Genomic DNA, 18,493 nt, shown 5'->3' on the forward strand with positions numbered 1-18,493 from the left:
AAAAAAATTTTTTTTTTTTTTTTAAGCGCGGATAAAAAACGCTAAGTTGATTGGGGCCCACGTTGTTTTTTGGCCGGGCAAACAAACAACCCCAACATGGGGGGGGGTGTAGGCCCGCGGTTGGGGGGGGGGGGGGGGGGTGGGGGGGGGGGGGGGGGGGGGGGGGGGGGGGGGGGGGGGGGGGCCCCCCCCCGCCGCTGGGGCTACCGTGGTCCTGTTGGGGCGCAAACCGCGCCGCCTGGACCGTGTCTATGCCCAGGTCCAGGCGGTCGGCCCGGAACCACTGCTGTATCCGCTGGATCTTGAGGGTGCGGGCCCCGACGACTATGCCGAACTGGCCCAGGCCCTGCAGCGCGAGCTGGGGCGGCTGGATGGAGTGCTGGTCTGTGCCGCCCATTTCCCCGGATTGACCCCGTTCGAACTGGCCGACCCGGCCAGTTTCGCCCGTGCGGTGCATGTCACCCTGACTGCTCCGGCATGGCTGGCCCAGGCCTGCCTGCCGCTGCTGCGGCAGCGCGAGGATGCCGCCCTGGTGTTTGCGGTCGATGCCTCCGAAAGGGTGGGGCAGGCCTATTGGGGTGGGTACGGCGTGGCCCAGCATGGCCTGCGCGGGCTGATCACCAGCCTGCATGACGAACTCGGCCGCAGCCCGGTGCGGGTCAGCGGCCTGTATCCGGGCCCCCTGCGCACGGCGCTGCGCGCCCGGGCCTATTCCGTCGACCAGGACCCGGCCGCGCAGGGCCCGGAGGCCGCCGCTGCTGCGGCCGTGGCCCTGCTGTCCAGCGCTGGCAGCGCCTGGCGGGGCCAGATTCTCGATGCCAGCCAGGCATTCCCCGGCGAGTGAGTCCCGGGGAAAGGCGGAGTGAAGAACCCGTCACGATTGCGTTGCGATCCGGTGCCGTTTGTCGCACAACCGTCACATTGATGGCGTAGCGTGTTAATCTAGTGTTAACCGTTATGGCTGCCTTCAGCCAAGCGGTAGGGAACCCCAGATAAATCTCCGACCAGCCACCCGCAGGGCTGTTTGGATGCGCTTTTTTTCCGCCATCGCCAACTCGCATCGAGGCTACCGAAAAATGACCCACCCACTCCGGATGTCCAAGCTTACCCTTGGTCTCGTGGCCGCACTTGCCGCCGCTCCCGCCTTTGCCCAGAGCACCTCTGCAGGTGTCGGTGGCCAGGTGATGTCCGCCGCAGGCCAGCCTGTCGCCGGCGCTGAAGTCACCATCACCCACACCGAGTCGGGCACCGTTTCGCGTGCGACGACCGATGCGTCGGGTCGATACAACGCGCGCGGCCTGCGCGTGGGTGGTCCGTACACCATCACCATCACCAAGTCCGGTGAAGGTACCAAGACCGAAGAAGGTGTCTTCCTGAACCTGAATCAGGTCAACACCGTCAACGCCAGCCTCGGCGGTGACCTGGCTGCGACCAACCTGGACGCGGTGAACGTCGTCGCCACCGCGGGTGGCCTGGACCTGTTCAGTGCCAACAAGATGGGCACCGGCAGCAACGTGACCCGCGAAACGATGGACGCGCTGCCGTCGGCCAACCGCAACATCCAGGACTACATCCGCCTGGACCCGCGCATCTCGCAGGTCAGCAAGGCTGACGGCGCGATCTCGGCCGGTGGCCAGAACACCCGTTACAACGCCATCCGCATCGACGGCATCAGTGCCTCCGATCCGTTCGGCCTGGGCTCCAACAACCTGCCGACCGAGCGTCAGCCGGTGTCGATGGACGCCATCCAGGAAATCAACATCGACCTGGCCAACTACGACACCACCATCGCCGGTGGTACCGGTGCGGTGATCAACGCCGTGACCAAGTCGGGTACCAACGAGTTCCACGGCACCGTGTACGGCTCGTACCGCGACAAGGACATGATCCGTACGCGCCTGGAAGGTGACACCACGGACTTCAACGGCTTCAAGGACGAGAAGACCTACGGCATGACCCTGGGCGGCCCGATCGTCAAGGACAAGCTGTTCTTCTTCACCAACTATGAAAAGTACGAGCGTAGCGGCGGCGGCGTGAGCCTCGGCGAAACCCCGTACAACAAGCCGAACGGCATCAGCGACGCCGACATTGCCCGTGTGCAGAAGCGGATGTCCGATCTGGGCTACCCGGTTGGCGGCATCGGTGCGCTGGACAACAAGACCTCGATCGAAGAGTACGCGATCAAGCTCGACTGGAACATCAACGAGAACCACCGCGCGGCCCTGCGCTACAACAAGATGAAGCAGGACGTCGTCCGCTTCCCGCAGGTCAACAACAGCGCCATCTCGCTGAGCGACTTCTGGTACACCCAGCCGACCCAGTACGAAACCTGGATGGGTGAACTGTTCAGTGACTGGTCCGAGAACTTCTCGACCGAGTTCAAGGTTTCGCACAAGGACTACTCGTCCAACCGCGTTGCTGCCTCGCACCTGCCGCAGATCCGCGTGCGCTTCGGCAACAACTCGCTGTACCTGGGTACCGAGCAGAACACCCACACCAACATCGTCGAGTCGAAGGAACTGAGCGCCTTCGGTGCCGGTACCTGGTACATCGGTGACCACACCGTCAAGTTCGGTTTCGATTACACCGACAACGACCTGATGAACTTCTACGGCCGCAACCTGTACGGCGCGTACGAGTTCGCCGACCTGGCTGCGTTTGAAGCCGGTACCCCGTCGGCCTACCAGGTGCGCGTCCCGCGCGCCGGCGGCAGCGTTGACGACATCCCGGCCAAGTTCCACCTGAAGAACACCGGCCTGTTCATCCAGGACACCTGGGCGATCAACTACAACCTGAGCCTGATGTTCGGTATCCGTATCGACATGCCGGACTTCAGCACCCAGCGCCTGTACAACCCGCGCATCGAACAGCTGTACGGCTTCAACAACACCCAGCTGGTCGACAAGAAGCTGTTCCAGCCGCGCGTCGGCTTCAACTACACCTTCGACACTGATCGTCCGACCCAGCTGCGCGGTGGCGTTGGCCTGTTCGGCGGCGCTGCGCCGAACGTGTGGCTGGCAGGTGCCTACCAGAACACCGGCCTGAACTACTCCGAATACAACCTGACCCGCAACCCGGGTGGCTTCAGCTTCGACGCCGACAACCCGTACATCCCGAACCCGTCGCTGGCCTCGGCCCGCCAGAACGTCGACCTGATCGCTCCGGGCACCCGTCTGCCGTCGGTGTGGAAGGCCAACCTGGCGTTCGACCATGAGCTGCCGTGGTACGGCATCGTGGCGTCGGCTGAAGTGCTGTTCACCAAGGTCAAGGATGGTCTGTACTTCGACCGCCTGGACGTGATGTCCCCGAATGCCAACCGCTCGGTCGGCCAGGATGGCCGCGCGCTGTACTGGAACGACTACGGCATGAACGGTGCCAATGCCGGCCCGAACGGCATGCAGGCCGGCCAGAAGAATGGCCGCGCCTGCTCGGCGACCGACCTGACCTGCCCGGGTGACCGCGTCAACCGTCCGGGTGACATCGGCGACGTGATCCTGCTGCGCAACACCGACAAGGGTCGTGGTTCGCAGGCTACCTTCTCGCTGGCCAAGCCGCTGACCGAGAACTGGGGCTGGTCGCTGGGTTACACCTACACCCAGTCCAAGGAAGTGAGCCCGCTGTCCAGCTCGCAGAACACCTCGAACTGGAACAACACGCTGAGCCTGAACGCCAACGACAACGTTGCGTACAACTCGCGCTACGCGATCAAGGACCGCATCACCGGCACCCTGGAGTGGAAGCACAACTTCTTCGGTGACAATGCCACCCGCGTTGGCCTGTTCTATGAAGGCCGTTCGGGCCGTCCGTACAGCTACGTCTACTACAACGACGTGAATGGCGACGGTGCCGGTACCAACGACCTGTTCTACGTGCCGAAGGGCCCGGGTGACGTGATCTTCACCGGTGGTGCCGACATGGAGAAGAAGTTCTTCGATTGGCTGGCGCAGAATCCGGAGCTCGAGGCCTACCGTGGCAGCGTGGTCCCGGCCAACTCGCACCGCGCCAAGTGGGTCAACAGCTTCGACGTCCGCATCAGCCAGGAATTCCCGGGCTTCGTGAAGGGTCACAAGGGTGAAGTCGCCCTGGACATCATGAATGTCGGCAACCTGCTGAACAAGAAGTGGGGCCTGATCGACGACTACGGCTTCTACGCCACCCGTCGCGTTGCCAACTACTCGGGTATCGACCCGGCTACCGGCAAGTACCTGTACAACTTCACCGGCCGTACCGACAATTCCTCGATCCAGGAAAACAACAACGACAAGGGCAACACCGCCGTGTCGCGTTGGTCGATGCAGCTGACCCTGAAGTACAAGTTCTGATCAATCAGAGCCTGAAGCAGTAAGTGAAAACGGCCGGGGAAACCCGGCCGTTTTCCGTTCAGGCGAAAGTCCTTGCAGGCCACTCTGCATCGGCGTAGCATCCAGATATGTGCGCGGTGCCAACGCCGCCGATGCGGTCCCGGAAAGGCGAACGCGGGGAGCACATATCCAACGGTCGGGCTTCCCGGCCGTTTTGCTTTTTAAGGGGGCGGCAGTACAGTCGGAAACCTTGAAGGAAGCGAAAAATTGGACATGACCACGAACGAAAAATCAGCCCGCGCACTGCCGGTGCAGGACGCGCGGATCTACCCGCGCGGCGGGCTGGATGTGCTGTCGCGGGCCGAAGTGGCCCGCCTGCGCGATGCCTCTGCCGGCGGCATGCATGAGCTGCTGCGCCGCTGCGCGCTGGCCGTGCTGACCAGCGGCAGTGCCTCCGACGATCCGCGCGCGGCGCGCGATCTGTATCCCGATTTCGACATCCAGGTGGCGCAGCAGGATCGCGGCGTGCGCATCGACCTGGTCAACGCACCGGCGATGGCCTTCGTCGATGGCGAGATCATCCGCGGCGTCGCCGAGCTGCTGTTCGCCGTGGTGCGTGACCTGGCCTACATGGCCATCGAGATGGGCCCGGCCTACGCGGCCGAGCTGGAGTCGTCCGAGGGCATCACCAACGCGGTGTTCGGCCTGCTGCGCAACGCGCGCATCCTCAACCCGGGCGACCCTAACCTGGTCGTGTGCTGGGGCGGCCACTCGATCTCGCGCGATGAATACCTGTACACCAAGCAGGTGGGCTACGAGCTGGGCCTGCGCGGCCTGGACATCTGCACCGGCTGCGGCCCGGGCGCGATGAAGGGCCCGATGAAGGGCGCCACGATTGCCCATGCCAAGCAGCGCCGTACCGTGACGCGTTACATCGGCCTGACCGAGCCGGGCATCATCGCCGCCGAGTCGCCGAACCCGATCGTCAACCACCTGGTGATCATGCCGGACATCGAGAAGCGCCTGGAGGCCTTCGTCCGCATCGGCCACGGCATCATCGTGTTCGCCGGTGGCGTCGGCACCGCCGAGGAGATCCTGTACCTGCTCGGCATCCTGCTGCGCGAGGAGAACAAGGACCTGCCGTTCCCGCTGATCCTGACCGGACCGACCGTGGCGGCGCCGTACTTCGAACAGATCGACCGCTTCATCCGCCTGACCCTGGGTGACGAAGCCGCCGAGCGCTACGAGATCATCATCGGCGACCCGGTCGCGGTGGCGAAGAAGATGGCCAATGGCATCAAGCGCGTGCGCGAGCACCGCCTGGCGCAGAAGGACTCGTTCTTCTTCAACTGGTCGATCGAGATTCCGTGGGAGTACCAGCAGCCGTTCGTGCCGACCCACGAGGCGATGGCGGCGCTGGACCTGCACCACGGGCGTGCGCCGCACGCGCTGGCGGCGGACCTGCGCCGGGCGTTCTCGGGCATTGTCGCCGGCAACGTGAAGGAAGACGGCATGCGCCGCATCGAAGAGTTCGGGCCGTTCCAGATCCATGGCGACCCGGACATGATGCAGGCGCTGGACGCGTTGCTGCGCGCTTTCGTCGAGCAGCGCCGGATGAAGATCTCCGGCGAATACCAGCCCTGCTACCAGGTGCTGGCCTGAGCCCGCGCCGGCGCGATGGGGATCGCGCCGGACGGGGTAGGGCAGGTCGGGTCGTCAAGGCTTTGACGCCCGTCGCCCTGGATTGACCGTTCATCCTGCCGCCGCTTGCCGGTGGCAGGGCGATGGCCCATCGTGGCCATCAACACGCTGGGGAGCGTCCAATGTCTTTGCGCCGGCAAAACGGCTTCACGCTGGTCGAGTTGATGATCACGCTGGTCATCCTGGTCATTCTGGCCAGCATCTCCTATCCCAGCTTCCGCACCGCGATGCGCTCCAACCGCCTGACCACCACCAACAACGAGGTGATCGGTCTGTTGTCGCTCGCCCGCAGCGAGGCCATCCGCAACCGCCACGGTGGCGGGGTGTGCGGCAGCAGCAACGGTACGTCCTGCGATGGCGACTGGAGCAAGGGCATGCTGGCCTGGGGCGACGCCGATGGCGATGGCGCCGTCAGCGGCAGCGAAAGCGTGCTGCGCTTCTCCAAGGGCAGCAGCAGCCTGGCGGTCGAGGCTCCCAGTCCAACCGTCATCACCTTCGATTCCCAGGGGCGCCGCCGCGCGTCCGCCGACCAGGTCGTGAGCCTGGTGCCGCAAGGCTGCAAGGCGGGTGACCCCATGCGGACCCTGACCGTCCTGTTCTCGGGCCAGGTCCGCTCCACCGCAGGAACCTGCAAATGAAACGTCGTCGTTCCGGCATGGGCGGGCCTGCCCGCAGTCGTGGCTTCAGCCTGATCGAGGTGCTGATCGCGCTGCTGGTGCTGGCGTTCGGCCTGCTTGGCTTTGCGCTGCTGCAGACCATGAACGTGCGGTTCGTGCAGAGCGCCAGCCAGCGCACCCAGGCCACCAGCCTGGCCTACGATCTGATCGAGCTGATGCGCGTGCAGCGCAGCGAAACCCTCAACGGTGGCGAATATACCAAGGCCTCCTTCACCGCCGGCTCGGTCACCGCGCCGGCTGGCCCCTGCACCTGGCCCAACAGTGCCGACGTGACAGCCTCCAAGGCGAACGTGGCGCGCTGGCAATGCCAGGTGGTCAAGGTGCTGGGAGGCAAGGCCAGCGCCAACGTGACCGTCAATGATGGCCTGGTCACGGTGGGCATCGGCTGGGGAGACGAGCGATGGAACGCAGCCAATCCCGACAGCATCACCACGTTCACCCTGGTTACCCGTCTATGAAGCGCGCGCCTTCCGCTGCCAGCCATGCGGCTGGCCTCTCGCTGGTGGAACTGCTGATCTCGCTGGTCATCGGCCTGGTGCTGATGCTGGGCGTGACCCAGATCTTCATGGCTTCGCGGGCGGCCTCGCAGCTCTCCGAAGGCGTCGCGCGCACCCAGGAAAACGCTCGATTCGCACTGGAGTTCCTCGAGCGCGACATTCGGATGGCCGGGCACATGGGCTGCGTGAACGACCAGGCGCACCTGGTGCGCGCCCAGGACAGTGTCAAGGTCAACATTGCCGGCGTGAAGTCGGGTGATGGCAGCCCGATGGACTTCTCGGTGCCGATCCAGGGTTACGAGGCGCAGGGTACTGCGCCTGGCAACAAGCTGACCCTCGGCGCAAGCTGGGGAGCTGCCGGCAGCACGCCGTCGGCGATCACCAATCTGAAGCCCAAACCGCTGGGTGGCAGCGACATCATCGTGATGCGCTACCTGGCGCCGGAAGGCTCGCCGGTGCTGTCCATCGGTTCCGGTAATTCACCGGACATCACGATCGCCAAGGACGCGGCGGCCCGACTGTCGGCCGGTGCCGTCACCACGCCCTCGGCGTTTGCCGTGGCCGATTGCAGCAAGGTGGATGTGTTCGCCGGGAAAATCGCCGACAGCACGATCACGGCCAGCAAAGCCGATCTCTCGGCGTATTCGGCCAACAACGCGGTGACCATGGTCTATCGGGTGGAATCGATGGCGTACTACGTGGCCACCAATACCGCAGGCGAACCCGCGCTGTACCGCGCGCGTGGCGCTGGCGACAACACGTTCGGCACCGGTGAGGAGCTGGTGGAGGGCATTGAGAGCCTGCAGTTCCTCTACGGCCAGGATACCGAGACGGCAATCAGCAGCACCGCGCCGCCCACCGGAGTAATCGCCTTCCAGAAGACTGCCAGCGGGGTCAGCACCGGTACCGATGCCGCCGCTGTCGCTGCGTGGCGGCGGGTTGGCCTGGTGCAGTTCGGGCTGCTGGTGCGCAGCCCGCAGCGGGCCGCGGCCGAGCAGGCCAATACGGCCGTGGCCCAGCTGGGCGTGCTCGGCGTTGGCTTCAATCCGCCCACGACCTACGACGATCGCTACCGTGCCTCCTACGAGGTGTCCGTGGCACTGCGCAACCGACTGTTCGGGAACTGACCCATGAAGCCCTCCGTCTCCCGTCGATTCCAGGGGCATACGCAGCAGCGCGGTGCGGTGCTGTACGTGGCTCTGATGCTGTTGATCCTGCTGTCGCTGATCGGCGTGGTCGGCATGCAGGTGGCGAGCATGCAGGAGCGCATGTCCTCCAACTACCGGGCCGCCAACGTGGCGTTCCAGGCCAGCGAACGAGCGGTACGCGATGCCGAGCGGTCGATCGAGGAGATCGACAACAATACCGGCGATGGCGGCTCGTTGAAGGCTGACGCCATCAAGCGCATCTGCGATGACGGCTTCGATCCCACCCGCTGGGTGGGTGAGCAGAAACTGTCGGCGGCGCCGGTGGTCAGCGTGCGCCGTATCGACGCCTGCATCCAGGGCGAATCGACGCTGGGCATGGGCACGCCGGAAAGCGAAGAGCCCACCCGCGTCTACCAGATCACCGCGTTCGGCTCCGATCGCGATGCCGCCACCAGCAACGAGGGTACTTCCTCGGCGGCTGTCGACACTGTTTTCAAGCTTTGAGGAACCCGGTCATGGCGACCCGAAAGATCAAGATCCTGGCCGGCTCCGGGCTGTTGCTGGCGGTGGCTGGCGGCACCTGGCTTGCGATGAACCTGTTCGCCGCGCAGGCGCAGGGCACGTTGTCGCAGCACCCGATGAACCTGAAGGTCTCCGCGCCGCCGTCCTTCATCATGGCGGTGGACGATTCGGGTTCGATGACCTTCCAGACCCAGTTCCCGGGGCAGGATGGTACGGCGTGCTGGAGCAACGCGCGCAAGAGTTTCTTCAAGTCGGCCGGCGTCCTGAACAAGCCGGATGACATCATCGCTTACGATTTGCGGAACAGGCCCTACAACGATGGGCAGTGCAATTATTTCTACCTGTTGCCGGGGCCGCGGATCAACACCAGCTATCTCGGAATCCCTGCGTTGGACGTGTTCGGGTTTGCCCGATCCGCTGCCTACAATCCAGCCTACTACGATCCCTCGATCCAGTATCAACCCTGGCTCCGTATCGTCAATGAGGCTGTTGAATCCTACCCGGCATCGATCGCCAGCGCTGCGCTCATTGATCCGCGCAACCAGAATGACAACAACTATGTCGTAAATGTATCGAGCAGCTACCTGGGAACTCGATCCTGGGATGTGCAACGCATGCAGGACGGCATGTATGCCCCGCCGGGCCAGCGATACATGACCGTATCCGACTCCGGGCGGTTCAGTTCCGTGCAGGAGAACAAATCTGGGAACTCATGGTCGTCCGCGGCCAACGCGTCGTTGGAGTACACGCCTGCGACGTTCTATATGCCCTTCAAGAGCGATGGCGACCCCTATCCGCAGTTGGCAGGAACGCCCAATGCCTACGCCAACGCGGGCAACAATCGGACCAAGGTCCTGGATGCCTGCGGCAAGGGTTGCCACATGTGGAAGTACGTGCTCACGGCAAGTGATGCGGCGGCAATGCAGAACTTCGCCAACTGGTTTACCTACTACGGAAACCGCAACCGCGCGATGATCGCGGGCATGACGCATGCGTTGAATGTCAACGATATGTATGTCGGCTATTTCAGGATCAACGATTTCCTGAAGTACAACAGCTCGACGGATGCTGCGAAGCGTCTAACGATCCAGGACATGAGCCTGATTGGTCAGAAGACTCAGCTGTATAACGACATGATCGCACTGACGGCCAGTGGTGGCACGCCAAACCGCAATGCGGTAAATGCGGCCGGCCTGCAGTTCATGCGAACCGACGATGCGGCCCCCATCAAGCTTTCCTGCCAGAAAAACGCGGTGATGCTGTTCACCGATGGCTACAGCAACAACGGCAACGGGTTCCCATCGAGTTCGATTCCCACCCCAGGGAATATTGACGGTGCCATGGGTGCCCCGTTCAAGGACAGCAACTCGGATACGATGGCTGATATCGCGGCGTACTACTACGTCAATCCGTTGCGCACCGATACAGCGATGCCCAAGGGCAATGTACCGGTGCCGGAGCAGTGTGCGACCAGTACAGACAAGTCGCTGGACTGCAACAAGGACCTGCACATCAACTTCTATGGGATCACCCTGGGTGCGCGTGGCAACCTGTTTGATCCGGACAAACAGCAGAATCCGTATACCGATTCGGCCATCTACAACAACTGGCCGGATCGCCAGAGCGACAACCCCAGCACCGTGGATGACATCTGGCACGCCGCGACCAATACCCGTGGTGAGTACATCAACGCGCGTACTCCAGCAGACATCACCACGGCCATGCGCCGGGTGCTGTCGTCGGTCACCTCCGGGCCAGCGCCTTCGGGCAGCCAGGGCCTGACCGGCGCGCGTATCGGTACCGGGTCGCTGGCGGTCACGCCCCAGTTCGAAGTGGCCAACGAGGAAACCGATTGGTTCAGCCGCCTGAAGGCATCCAAGCTCGCGGTGAACGACAAGACGCAGCAGACCGAGTACACGCAGGTGTGGGAAGCGGCAGAGAAACTGGGCGCGCAGCGTTCGCGCACCATCGTCGCCACCAAGGGCAATGCTGCAGTTGACTTCAGCAGCACCAACATCGCCTTCACCGATCTCTGCAACAAGGACGAGAAGCAGTATCCCGGTATTGCGCGCTGTTCTGCGACCGAGGCTGAAAAGCTGGGCGGCGACATCGCCACGGCCATGGCCTATCTGCGCGGCGACGCATCACGCGAAGTACGCAACTCGGGGGGCATCTATCGCACCCGTACCACCGTGCTGGGCGACATCGTCAACTCCAGCCCGGTGATCAGTTCGCCCCGCGACGACTATGGCTACCAGCGCATCAGCACCGCGATGGCGACCTCGTATGCCACGTATCTGACCCGCAAGCGCAACAACGGCCGCTACATGGTCTATGTCGGTGCCAACGACGGCATGCTGCATGCCTTCGACGGTGGCATGAACGGCAGCGGCGTGAGTGACAGTGCCGGTGGCAGCGAGACCTTCGCCTACATCCCTGGAACTGCGCTGGGCCACATGGCCAACCTGCTGTATCCCTACGTGGCGGCCAACAAGTCCGACCAGCGCTTCCGTCATCGCTACTACGTGGATGGACCGATCGCGGTGGCGGACGCACAGATCGGTGGCAACTGGGCCACGGCGCTGGTTGGTACGGCGGGCGCCGGTGGGCGCTCGGTGTTCGCGCTGGATGTCACTACCCCATCCAGCTTCGGTACCGGCAATCGCCTGTGGGAAATCAGTGACGTGGCGCCGGGGCTCGATAGCACCGTGAAGGCGAATATCGGCCATGTCCTTGGCAAGCCGGTGATCGTGCCGGTGAAGGAAGGGACCGGGGTGGCGTGGAAAGCGATCTTCGGCAACGGTTACAACAGCCTCAGCCGCAAGGCCGTGCTCTTCGTGGTCGACCTGGGATCGGGCGCGGTGCGGATGATCACTGCTACCGAGGCCGCGGCGACTGCACCTGCCGGTGACAACGGCCTGGGCAACATCGTGGCCGTCGACCGTTGGCGCGCCGACAGCGCCGGCGGGACGGGGCGTGTTCGTGGCCGCGACGGCCTGGCGGACACGATCTATGCGGCCGACCAGCGCGGCGCGCTGTGGAAGTTCGACCTGGAAAGCACGGCGACCTCGGTCACCACGCCGGTGTTCACCACGGCGCGCCAGACCAACAACAACAACCAGGTGTACCGCCAGCCGATTACCGGCGGCATGACCGCCGTGACCGGACCGGGTGGTGGCGTGATGCTGGTGCTGGGTACCGGCAGCTTCTCCTTCGACAATGATCCGCAGGATCTCACCGCGCAGTCGCTGTACGGTGTCAACGACACCAGCAAGGACCAGCCGGAGGCCACGATCGTGCCCGCCAATCTGCTGGCCTATACGGTGACCACCACCAACAAGTTGCGCACGGTCACGGCCACGCCCTTCTCCGGGGCGGCGCGCGGGTGGAGCATTGCATTGCCCGGCGCAGGTGAACGCTTTGTTGGTAATCCTGCCGTGGCGTCGGGAACGGTGTTCATGCCGACCTACATGCCCACCGCGGGTGGCCGTGGCTGTTCGACCGAGGGAAGCAACTGGCTGTTTGGCCTCAATCCGATCTCGGGTGTTGCATCGCTGGAGCAGGCGCGGGTCGGGTCCATTACCGGCACGCCCTACGGAGCGGGCACGGCCGGCGTCAGTCTCGACACCGGCGGCACCGCACCGGTGAAGGACGTCAATGTCTCGGTGATGCCGCGCCTGGCAAAGGGTGCCGATCGAGGCGGGCGCGCCTGCTGGATGGCGGTCAACGTGGCGGGTGCTCCGACGATGTACGTGCCTTATCCCTGCGGTCGCCAATCCTGGCGCCAGATCCAGTAACGAAGACATTCCCATGAGCCTGAACACTCTTTCCAGTACCCTGCGTCGTCCCGGCAAGCAGCACGGTTTCTCCCTCATCGAATTGATGATCGTGGTGATCGTGCTCGGCATCCTGGCGGCGATTGTCGTTCCGTCGTACCAGCAGTACATCCGCCAGTCGCACCGGGGCGTGGCCAAGGCGGACCTGGTGGAGTACGCGCAGCGTGCTGAGCGCTACTACTCGGTGAACAACACCTATTCGGGCTTCGCGCTGCCCAGCAAGGTGTCGCCGCGCGAGGGCGGGACCACACGCTACGCGATCACCTTCGATGGCAAGGCGTCCTCGTTCACGCTGACGGCGACGCCCCAGGGCAACCAGACCAAGGACAGCTGCGGGACGCTGGGCGTGGACCAGGCCAACCGCAAAACGGCCAGCGGCACGGTTTCCGATTGCTGGTAAATCAGGTGTTGATCTTCCTCTGATCGCCCAGTACAATGCGCCTCCCCGCCCGAATAGCTCAGCCGGTTAGAGCACTTGACTGTTAATCAGGGGGTCGTTGGTTCGAGTCCAACTTCGGGCGCCAGATACTGCAAAAGCCGCGAGAAATCGCGGCTTTTGTCTTTTTGGCCCGTCAGCAGGGGAGGGTGCGGTCGACACGCTCGCTGCGGATACGGCCGCCATTGTTGATGACCAACCTGCCATGCAGCCGGTTTCCTGCGCAGATGCGTAGTGTGAGATTGGCGCCGGGACTGCGCCCATCAGGCTGGAAGAACAGCAACGGCCGTCCACTGCTGGCCTGGGCGACGATTGCGATGTCGGTCCGGCCCTGGTGGTGGGTCAGGATGTCCTCGGCGGATGCCGGTGTCCCCCGATGCCTGCCGCTGCGATAGATGATCCAGCCGGTGCTCCAGTCGAGTGAGCACTGCTCACCGTCGTCGCTGGCGCACAGCCCGATCAATTCACGGCGCTTCAGAGCTTCGCTTCGGGCGCTGGAAAGACTGGCATGCAGGGCCAGTTGCAGGGCGTCGGCGCGATGCCGCAACAGCAGCGGATGCAGCGCGGGCCAGCCCGCGGCCACCAGGACGGCAAGGACGGCGATCACCACCAGCATCTCGATCAGGTGCATGCCGCGTAGCGCCAAACGATTGGGACGGGGGATGTGGTGCATGGCTTCAAGCCTCTCGCCCCGGCAGCAGCGCCGCCATCAGGCACCGCCGCGCCAGCCTGCCCGGAAACCCCTCAGCTGGCCGTCACCCCTTGCCCCGTATACTTGTCCTCCCCGGGAACTGGCAACACCATGAGCGACCGTTTCGAACTCGTCTCGCCGTATTCGCCGGCGGGCGACCAGCCTGATGCCATCGCGAAGCTGACCAGCAACTTCGAAGCGGGCATCGCCAAGCAGACCCTGCTGGGCGTCACCGGCTCGGGCAAGACCTACACCATCGCCAACGTCATCCAGAACGTTCAGAAGCCAACGCTGATCATGGCGCCGAACAAGACGCTGGCGGCGCAGCTGTATGGTGAGTTCAAGGCGTTCTTCCCGCACAACGCGGTCGAGTACTTCGTCAGCTACTACGATTACTACCAGCCGGAGGCCTACGTGCCTTCGTCGGACACCTTCATCGAGAAGGACAGTTCGATCAACGAGCACATCGAGCAGATGCGGCTGGCCGCGACCAAGACCCTGCTGTCGCGCCCGGATGCGATCGTGGTTGCCACGGTGTCGGCGATTTATGGCCTGGGTGCGCCCGAGGACTATCTGTCGCTGCGCCTGATCCTGTCCAAGGGCGAGCGCATCGACCAGCGCGACCTGATCAATCACCTGACCCAGCTGCAGTACACGCGCAACGAGTACGAGCTTCAGCGTGGCACGTTCCGCGTGCGTGGCGAAGTGATCGACGTGTTCCCTGCCGAGTCGGACAGCGAAGCGCTGCGCATCGAGCTGTTCGACGGCGAGGTCGAGAAGATCACCCTGTTCGACCCGCTCACCGGTGAGACGATGCGCAACATGCAGCGGTTCACTGTCTACCCCAAGACCCACTACGCCACCACCCGCGAGCGCGTGCTGGCCGCGGTGGAAACCATCAAGGTGGAGTTGAAGGAACGGCTTGAGCAGTTGTATGCGGAAAACAAGCTGGTCGAGGCGCAGCGCCTGGCGCAGCGCACCCAGTTCGACATCGAGATGATGGCCGAAGTCGGGTTCTGCAATGGTATCGAGAACTACTCGCGGCACCTGACCGGCAAGAATGCCGGCGAGCCGCCGCCGACGCTGTTCGACTACCTGCCGCCGGACGCGCTGCTGGTCATCGACGAATCGCACGTGACCATTCCGCAGATTGGTGCCATGTTCAAGGGCGATCGTTCGCGCAAGGAGACCCTGGTCGAGTTCGGCTTCCGCCTGCCGTCGGCGCTGGACAACCGGCCGCTGCGTTTCGAGGAGTGGGAGGAGCGTTGCCCGCGCGCGATCTACGTGTCCGCCACGCCGGGCCCGTATGAGTACCGCGAGGCCGGCGACGAGATCACCGAGCTGGTGGTGCGCCCGACAGGCCTGATCGATCCGGTGGTGGAAATCCGCCCGGTGGGCACCCAGGTCGACGACCTGATGAGCGAGGCCAACGCGCGCATCAAGGCCGGTGACCGTGTGCTGGTCACCACGCTGACCAAGCGCATGGCCGAGAACCTCACCGAATACCTGACCGAACACGGCATCCGCGTGCGCTACCTGCACTCGGACGTGGACACGGTCGAGCGCGTGGAGATCATCCGCGACCTGCGCCTGGGCAAGTTCGATGTGCTGGTGGGCATCAACCTGCTGCGCGAGGGCCTGGACATGCCCGAGGTGTCGCTGGTGGCAATCCTCGACGCCGACAAGGAAGGCTTCCTGCGCTCCACCGGCTCGCTGATCCAGACCATCGGCCGCGCCGCCCGCAATGTGCGAGGCAAGGCGATCCTGTATGCGGACAAGGTGACCCGCTCGATGCAGGCAGCGATCGACGAGACCGACCGCCGCCGCGCCAAGCAGGTCGAGTACAACGAAGAACATGGCATCGTGCCGCGCTCGGTGGCGCGCCCGATCGTCGACGTCCTCGAAGGTGCGCGTTCGGATGCGGCGGAGAAGGAAGCCAAGAAGGGCAAGGGCAAGGGCAGGGCGGGTGTTGCCGAGGACGGAGCCGATTACCGCTCGCTCGGCCCGGCCCAGCTGGCGGCCCGTCTGAAGGCGCTGGAACAGCAGATGTACCAGCACGCCAAGGACCTGGAATTCGAGGATGCCGCACGCGTGCGTGACCAGATCCGGCAGCTGAAGGAAGCGAGTCTGGGCTGAACGCGGCGGTGCAGCATCTTCTTCACAAAAGTGTTGCGCTTCACGGCCGGCATCCGTAATATACGCGGCCTGCACCGACGCAATCGCGGACGTTCAGAAGCAAAAACGGGCGGTTAGCTCAGCGGTAGAGCACTACCTTGACATGGTAGGGGTCACAGGTTCGAACCCTGTACCGCCCACCACGAAGTCTCCGGAAGGGGGCTGTCGTGAACTGAAGAGCCCGGCCCTGGCGCCGGGTTTTTACGTAGCAGGGCCAGCTTTCGGGCGGCAAGAACAAGATGGGCGGTTAGCTCAGCGGTAGAGCACTACCTTGACATGGTAGGGGTCACAGGTTCGAACCCTGTACCGCCCACCACCTGGCTCCCGGCACTGCCGGTGCAGCGGTGGATCACGATGAAAGCCGGCCCTGGGCCGGCTTTTTCGTTTGCGATGGTTACCGGTGCCCGAGCGTCAGCGCTGGGCAACCCATTCGTCGATGCTGATCATGCGCTGCAGTCGCCAGTGGCCGTCCACGCGTTCCCAGACCTGCGCGAAACGTTCTGAACCGGCCTGATGCTGCTGGCCGCCCGCAGGCGGGCGCTGGTTGCCCACCCGCAGCACGCGGTCCTGGCGCAACCGGAACAACTGCAGGGCCGTCGGCTCATGTGCCGGGGGCATGCCCGCACGCCCGGCGTCGGCCTGCAGGATCTGGCTGCGCAGGGAGGCATCCCCGGCGTCGGCATCGCGGCCGAACAGGCCAGCGCACAACAGCAGCAGGGCAAGCATCGGCATGGCACGGTGCTCCGGAGAAGGGAGTCCAGCGTGGCACTGCCCCCTGCGCTGTGAAACCGGTATGCGACGAAAGCCGGTAAAGCGTGCGCCAAGTCGATGCGGGAAGGATGAATCCGGGCCGGGAAGTGCCGGGCCGCGCATCACGGCGGCCCGGCGTGGTGGGCCACTGCGGGGTGGCCCGGTCATGGCCGCGGCGCTGGCTCAGCTCCGCGGCGGGTGTGGCAGGTCAGCGATGCCGACCCCATGCACGGATCCGGTTACAGCGGGTCGCAGCACAGCAGCTGGCCGTGCTTGCCCGCGTTGCCGAACGGGCACTGCGGGTGCGGTTCGCAGCCCGGTGCATATCCGGTCTTGGGCGAGACGGCGAAGGCCTGGCTGGCGCCGAAGGCCATGGCCGCGACAACGACGATACCGGCGACGGACGAAAGCACTTTCTTTCCGATCATGTGTATCTCCTTGGTTGGCGTTGTGGAGTTGCAGTTGCCGAAGGCACGGGAGTGCCGGTTGTGGCGCGAATGCAGTAACAGGGCGCCGCGACGTGATGCGCGGCATGCGGGATCAGGGCAGCGCCGGCTTCGGCGCGAGCGACGCGACGGCGGCCTGCACGACCTGGGCGTCGAGCTGCCCGACATGCTTGTAGGCAACGCGGCCATCGGCGGCCAGCACCATCAGCATCGGCGTGACAGTGGCGCGATAGCGCGTGGACGCAGCGGCTTCGTTGTCGATGGCGATCGGGAAGCGCAGTGCATGCTTGCCGGCGTAGTCCGCCAGCCGGTCGTATGGCGGCAGGCCGACACCGACCAGTTCGCTGTTGCCGCGGGCCGCGGCGATCTGCTGCAGCTGCGGTACCGAGGCCAGGCAGTAGCGGCATGCGGTGGAGAAGAAATAGAGGATCTGCGGAACGTCGCGCGCACCGCCGATATCGACGAAGGTCTGCTGCGTGGTGCGCAGCGACAGTGCATCCGGGCGACTGCCCAGCTCGAGGCCGTGTGCTTCAAGGCGCATGTCCTGAAGCTGAGTGGCCATCTGCTCGTTGATCTGTCGCAGCTGGCGGTTCTGCCATCCGAGCGCGATGACCAGCACGGACAGCAGCAGGGCGACAACAGGGAACAAGGCGCGCTTGAGCATCGATCATCCTTGAACGCAGCGTTGGGTCGAACATACCCGAACTGGCGCGCAGGGTGTTAAGCGGATGTTCTCGGCACATCCACCGATGACGGGCCTGTACTAGAGTGATGCCCGCGCAGGCATGCGTGCATACCCTCCACCCATCACCAGGATCTTTCACCGATGAGCGATCATGTGCCGGTTTCCAGGCCCAATCCGTTCTTTGAACTGCTGTTCGGCGGCAACATGCTGGAAGGTACGTTCAAGGCAGTAATCTGGGTCGCCCTGTTGTCCGCTGTGCTGGCCTGGACCACGTTCCGCTGAGCGGGTGCGCGGCACTGCAGCATCGTTGCCGATGGCCTGCGCTCAGGCGCTGAAGGCCTGGCGCAGGCTGCGCAGGGTGGCCTGCCGATGCTCTTTCGCGCTGGCCTCGCCCATCTCCAGTTCCTGCAGGCGCAGCCCGACCAGAGTCATCGACAGCGCGTATCCCCGGGCCGCGTCGGCAACGCGCGACTGGCCGAGCGCGCGGCGTGCAAGCGCGCTCACGTGCTCAAGGTCGGGCATCAGCCCAAGGTAGGCGCGCTCGGCGCTGTCCAGATCGGGGGCTCGCAGGATCGCGTGTGCTTCGGAGGTGGGGGAGACGGAGGCCATGGGGGGTCCTTGTCCGTAG

Annotated in this window: 16 protein-coding genes and 3 tRNA genes; 14 read left to right on the forward strand and 5 right to left on the reverse strand. The window is 64.4% G+C overall.

The window, feature by feature from the left end; translation table 11 throughout:
* The first annotated feature begins 139 nt into the window (after positions 1 to 139).
* The 10 genes from QRO91_RS05850 to QRO91_RS05895 all read left to right on the forward strand — a co-directional run bounded on the left by QRO91_RS05850 (position 140) and on the right by QRO91_RS05895 (position 13,206).
* Entirely contained in the window at positions 140 to 844 is a 705-nt protein-coding gene (locus QRO91_RS05850) for an SDR family oxidoreductase (protein WP_285310313.1), read from the forward strand.
* A gap of 232 nt (positions 845 to 1,076) precedes the next feature.
* The gene (locus tag QRO91_RS05855) at positions 1,077 to 4,322 is read left to right on the forward strand and encodes a carboxypeptidase regulatory-like domain-containing protein (RefSeq protein WP_197650941.1); all 3,246 of its coding nucleotides are present in this window, start codon (positions 1,077 to 1,079) and stop codon (positions 4,320 to 4,322) included.
* A gap of 252 nt (positions 4,323 to 4,574) precedes the next feature.
* On the forward strand, positions 4,575 to 5,963 hold the full coding sequence (ppnN, locus tag QRO91_RS05860) for a nucleotide 5'-monophosphate nucleosidase PpnN (RefSeq protein ID WP_154348764.1): 1,389 nt from the start codon (positions 4,575 to 4,577) through the stop codon (positions 5,961 to 5,963).
* Between the two features lie 161 nt (positions 5,964 to 6,124).
* A complete protein-coding gene (locus QRO91_RS05865) occupies positions 6,125 to 6,640 on the forward strand; it encodes a Tfp pilus assembly protein FimT/FimU (RefSeq protein ID WP_197620521.1) in 516 nt (171 codons plus the stop codon).
* Positions 6,637 to 7,137: a type IV pilus modification protein PilV gene (gene pilV, locus QRO91_RS05870; protein WP_005408857.1), complete on the forward strand. Its 501-nt coding sequence runs from the start codon at positions 6,637 to 6,639 to the stop codon at positions 7,135 to 7,137. The genes QRO91_RS05865 and pilV overlap by 4 nt, the downstream gene beginning before the upstream one ends.
* Positions 7,134 to 8,303, forward strand: coding sequence for a PilW family protein (locus QRO91_RS05875; RefSeq protein ID WP_049432579.1), 1,170 nt, complete (start codon positions 7,134 to 7,136; stop codon positions 8,301 to 8,303). The genes pilV and QRO91_RS05875 overlap by 4 nt, the downstream gene beginning before the upstream one ends.
* A gap of 3 nt (positions 8,304 to 8,306) precedes the next feature.
* Positions 8,307 to 8,828, forward strand: a complete 522-nt coding sequence (locus QRO91_RS05880; protein ID WP_197650940.1) for a PilX N-terminal domain-containing pilus assembly protein — start codon at positions 8,307 to 8,309, stop codon at positions 8,826 to 8,828.
* A gap of 11 nt (positions 8,829 to 8,839) precedes the next feature.
* Positions 8,840 to 12,643, forward strand: coding sequence for a pilus assembly protein (locus tag QRO91_RS05885; RefSeq protein WP_197650939.1), 3,804 nt, complete (start codon positions 8,840 to 8,842; stop codon positions 12,641 to 12,643).
* A 13-nt stretch (positions 12,644 to 12,656) separates the two neighbouring features.
* A complete protein-coding gene (locus QRO91_RS05890; RefSeq protein ID WP_049432588.1) occupies positions 12,657 to 13,082 on the forward strand; it encodes a type IV pilin protein in 426 nt (141 codons plus the stop codon).
* Positions 13,083 to 13,129: 47 nt separating this feature from the next.
* Positions 13,130 to 13,206 (forward strand) — tRNA-Asn (locus QRO91_RS05895).
* Positions 13,207 to 13,254: 48 nt separating this feature from the next.
* Here QRO91_RS05895 and QRO91_RS05900 read toward each other — a convergent pair.
* Entirely contained in the window at positions 13,255 to 13,749 is a 495-nt protein-coding gene (locus QRO91_RS05900) for a GspH/FimT family protein (protein ID WP_197650938.1), read from the reverse strand.
* A gap of 171 nt (positions 13,750 to 13,920) precedes the next feature.
* Here QRO91_RS05900 and uvrB point away from each other — a divergent pair, with 171 nt between their 5' ends.
* From uvrB to QRO91_RS05915, 3 genes are all read left to right on the forward strand, one after another.
* Complete coding sequence (gene uvrB / locus QRO91_RS05905) at positions 13,921 to 15,945, forward strand: excinuclease ABC subunit UvrB (protein WP_049432592.1); 2,025 nt, start codon at positions 13,921 to 13,923, stop codon at positions 15,943 to 15,945.
* A 107-nt stretch (positions 15,946 to 16,052) separates the two neighbouring features.
* Positions 16,053 to 16,127: transfer RNA gene (locus QRO91_RS05910), tRNA-Val, on the forward strand.
* A 98-nt stretch (positions 16,128 to 16,225) separates the two neighbouring features.
* Positions 16,226 to 16,300: transfer RNA gene (locus QRO91_RS05915), tRNA-Val, on the forward strand.
* Between the two features lie 95 nt (positions 16,301 to 16,395).
* Here QRO91_RS05915 and QRO91_RS05920 read toward each other — a convergent pair.
* The 3 genes from QRO91_RS05920 to QRO91_RS05930 all read right to left on the reverse strand — a co-directional run bounded on the left by QRO91_RS05920 (position 16,396) and on the right by QRO91_RS05930 (position 17,844).
* Complete coding sequence (locus QRO91_RS05920; RefSeq protein WP_197650936.1) at positions 16,396 to 16,716, reverse strand: hypothetical protein; 321 nt, start codon at positions 16,714 to 16,716, stop codon at positions 16,396 to 16,398.
* A 257-nt stretch (positions 16,717 to 16,973) separates the two neighbouring features.
* Positions 16,974 to 17,162 (reverse strand): hypothetical protein, encoded by a 189-nt coding sequence (locus QRO91_RS05925; RefSeq protein ID WP_005408865.1) that lies wholly within the window; start codon positions 17,160 to 17,162, stop codon positions 16,974 to 16,976.
* Positions 17,163 to 17,274: 112 nt separating this feature from the next.
* Positions 17,275 to 17,844 carry a TlpA disulfide reductase family protein gene (locus tag QRO91_RS05930; RefSeq protein ID WP_197620511.1) on the reverse strand — a complete coding sequence of 190 codons (570 nt, stop codon included), beginning with the start codon at positions 17,842 to 17,844 and terminating at the stop codon, positions 17,275 to 17,277.
* Positions 17,845 to 18,006: 162 nt separating this feature from the next.
* On the opposite strand from QRO91_RS05930, the gene QRO91_RS05935 reads away from it, so the two are divergent.
* Positions 18,007 to 18,147, forward strand: coding sequence for a hypothetical protein (locus QRO91_RS05935; RefSeq protein WP_005408867.1), 141 nt, complete (start codon positions 18,007 to 18,009; stop codon positions 18,145 to 18,147).
* Positions 18,148 to 18,189: 42 nt separating this feature from the next.
* On the opposite strand, the gene QRO91_RS05940 is transcribed toward QRO91_RS05935, so the two are convergent.
* On the reverse strand, positions 18,190 to 18,474 hold the full coding sequence (locus QRO91_RS05940) for a hypothetical protein (protein ID WP_049432529.1): 285 nt from the start codon (positions 18,472 to 18,474) through the stop codon (positions 18,190 to 18,192).
* Between the last annotated feature and the right edge of the window lie 19 nt (positions 18,475 to 18,493).

It is taken from the genome of Stenotrophomonas maltophilia group sp. Smal32, assembly GCF_030237085.1.
Lineage (GTDB): Bacteria > Pseudomonadota > Gammaproteobacteria > Xanthomonadales > Xanthomonadaceae > Stenotrophomonas > Stenotrophomonas maltophilia_Q.